The following is a 2500-nucleotide window of genomic DNA, read 5'->3' as shown; positions in this document are numbered from 1 at the left end:
CGGCCCGCGCCAGATGGAACGCTGAGCGCCGACCTCAATCGATCCTGAACGACACGCCGGTGATGAACAGCGTGTCGTTCTTCTTCAGGCCTTCGCCAGGATTGCTGTCGTAGCGGTGCTGGACCGTGGCGGTCAGGCTGAGGCGCTTGGTCATCGCGACCGAGAGCCCGCCGTCGAAGGTCGCGCGGTACTCGCCGCTGTTGCGCAGGTCGGGCAGGTAGGCGAGCCGCTGCTTGAAGGTCGTGTTGTCGGAGACCTTGTGGTTCGACTCCTCGGCCAGCAGCACCTCCAGGTTGCCGTAGCGGCTGCGGCTGACGCCATCGACGATGGCGGGCGCCACGTAGCGCTCATGCGTGTAGCCGAGACCGCCCGAGACATCCCAGGTCAGGTCGTCGCGCTTGATCAGGTGATAACCGGCGCCGCCGCCCACCGACAGCCGCGAGGACAGGTTGGCCGGCTCGTCCTTGAGCGCGTCGAACTGGCCGAAACCGAAGATGCGATCGGTGAGATCGCGCTGGTAATGCGAGCCGAAGGCGTAGCGCTGCTCCGAGTCCGAGTCGTCGTCCTTGAGGTACATCGCCCGGCCGTTGAGGGAGAGCTTGTCGGTGGTGCTCGCCTTGACGGCCTCGCCGCTCAGGTTGACGGTGGTGGAGTCGCTGTTGCCGGACGAGACGCTCGCGCCGGCGGTGAACAGGGCGCGCCACTGGCCGTCGTTCTTGACGGTGACCTGGGCGAAGGAAAGCAGCGGCGCAGCGGCGAGGCAGGCGGTGGCGAGGAGTCGCGTCGGCGGCATGTCGGGTCCTTTCAGGAGGGAAAACATGCGCTGGAGGCGGCAACCTCCGGTCCCGGCGCGCGCAACGCGCGCGTTTGCTTTCATCTCGCGGGCCGCTGATCACAAGAGCTTACATCCGTGCCACCGGCGACACGAAATCGGTCCCCCTACGACAGCCGTCGCGCCTGAGCGCGCCCGCCGCTCGGGCCGCGCCCACCCCGCGCCCGCGCCCACCGTGCCGGCCTCAGGAACCTGCGTTGTCCGCCTTCACGTACGAGGCCAGGCCGTTGCCGAAGGACCACTCGTCACGCTGATTGGAGCTCAGGACGATCTGCACGTCCTCGCGCCGCAAACCGGGGCTGACGGCCAGCCGGTCGGCGATCGCCTGGTAGAGCGCCTGCTTCTGCGCGGTGTCGCGCCAGTTGCCCGCCACCAGGTGGATGAACACCACATCGCTGCTGCGATGGATGCCGAGGTAGTCGGCATCGAAGATGAAGTCTTCCGGATCGTGCTGGTGGATCAGCTGGAAGCGGTCGTCGGGCGGGATCTTGTAGGCGTCGATCAGGCCTTGATGGACGCTGTCGGCGATCGCGCGCACATGCTCGCGGGACTTGCCCTTGAGCAGGGAGATGCGGACGAGTGGCATGAGGTCTCCTTCTTCGGTTCAGGCGGTGGTCATGATCTGCAGGTGGCGGTCGAACGAGGCTTCCACCGCGGCCTGGGCGCCGCCGATGATGTTGCGTCCCCAGCTGTAGCCGTAGACGTCGTCATACGCCAGGCCGGCGAGGCGCTCGCGCATCGCCATCACCTCGCGCGGGCCGAGCGGGACGAAGTTCGGTGAGCTGTAGAGGAAGCTCACGCTGCGCCGGTTCGACGCGACCTGCGGCGAATCGCCGACGAACAGCGCTCCGCCGCCGCGCGGCCCGGTGGCCCAGTGCAGCGCCGTGCTGCCGGGGAAGTGGCCGCCGGTGCGCACCAGCGTGACGCCGGCGCCCAGGCTGAGCCGATCGCCCTGCCAGTGCTCGATGCAGCGCGCGGGCCGCTGCACCCAGGCGCGGTCGTTGTGGTGCAGCAGGATCGGCACGCCGCCGAGGGCCTCGCTCCACTGCACCATCGACGAGTAGAAGTGCGGATGCGAGATCACGATCCGATCGACGCCGCCCCGGTCGCGCAGCGCGGCGACGGCCTCGTCGGTGACCAGGCTCAGCGACTCCCACAGGATGTTGCCGGCCTCGGTCGGCAGCAGCAGCACGCGCTGCGGGATGGCGAAGCTGCCTGCCACCGCGAAGGCCGGAAGGCCGTCGTCCTCGCCGATGCGCAGCTTGAAGCGCGTGGACAGCGCCTCATGGGTGGTCCAGTGCTGGCCGCTCCAGCCGACGTACTGACGGTCGTCCTGGCAGATCGGGCAAGCGCGTGGCGGCGCGTCGCTGAGCGCGAATTGCGTGCCGCAGGTGTCGCAGAGGTGGTGTTGCATGAGTCGGTACTCTACGGATACGCTGGCTCGATGAAAGCGCCAGTTTCGACCAATCTCATGGAACCAGTTCTGCCCTTTGAACTGGACCTGGACGACGTCCGCAACGGTGGACTGACCCGGTCGCTGCACCGCCAGTTGCGGGCGGCGATCCTGGAGCGGCAACTGCCGGCCGGCTTCGCGCTGCCGTCCACGCGGCGCCTGGCCGAGGCGCTGGGCGTCGGCCGCAACACCGTGGTCGCCGCCTACGACCTGCT

Annotated in this window: 4 protein-coding genes; 1 reads left to right on the top strand and 3 read right to left on the bottom strand. The window is 68.4% G+C overall.

Translation table 11 applies throughout. The annotated features are described in order from the left end of the window. Positions 1-34 precede the first annotated feature (34 nt). From CS062_RS25015 to CS062_RS25005, 3 genes are all read right to left on the bottom strand, one after another. Complete coding sequence (locus tag CS062_RS25015; RefSeq protein ID WP_158238929.1) at positions 35-793, bottom strand: DUF481 domain-containing protein; 759 nt, start codon at positions 791-793, stop codon at positions 35-37. A gap of 223 nt (positions 794-1016) precedes the next feature. Further along, positions 1017-1418 (bottom strand): tautomerase family protein, encoded by a 402-nt coding sequence (locus tag CS062_RS25010; protein ID WP_099864552.1) that lies wholly within the window; start codon positions 1416-1418, stop codon positions 1017-1019. 18 nt (positions 1419-1436) lie between these two features. Continuing rightward, a complete protein-coding gene (locus CS062_RS25005) occupies positions 1437-2246 on the bottom strand; it encodes an MBL fold metallo-hydrolase (protein WP_099864551.1) in 810 nt (269 codons plus the stop codon). A gap of 57 nt (positions 2247-2303) precedes the next feature. Between CS062_RS25005 and CS062_RS25000 the strand changes: the two genes are divergently transcribed. Beyond that, the coding region (locus tag CS062_RS25000; protein WP_143742519.1) for a GntR family transcriptional regulator at positions 2304-2500 on the top strand (197 nt) is incomplete at its 3' end.

Origin of the sequence: Roseateles chitinivorans, from assembly GCF_002761755.1 — a bacterium.
GTDB classification, from domain to species: domain Bacteria; phylum Pseudomonadota; class Gammaproteobacteria; order Burkholderiales; family Burkholderiaceae_C; genus Roseateles; species Roseateles chitinivorans.
This window is presented reverse-complemented; position numbering and strand designations above follow the sequence as displayed.

Bases quoted from the DNA above. Each gene is read 5' to 3' on its own strand.
- CS062_RS25015 (WP_158238929.1), bottom strand. From the start codon at position 793: ATGCCGCCGACGCGACTCCTCGCCACCGCCTGCCTCGCCGCTGCGCCG.
- CS062_RS25010 (WP_099864552.1), bottom strand. From the start codon at position 1,418: ATGCCACTCGTCCGCATCTCCCTGCTCAAGGGCAAGTCCCGCGAGCAT.
- CS062_RS25005 (WP_099864551.1), bottom strand. From the start codon at position 2,246: ATGCAACACCACCTCTGCGACACCTGCGGCACGCAATTCGCGCTCAGC.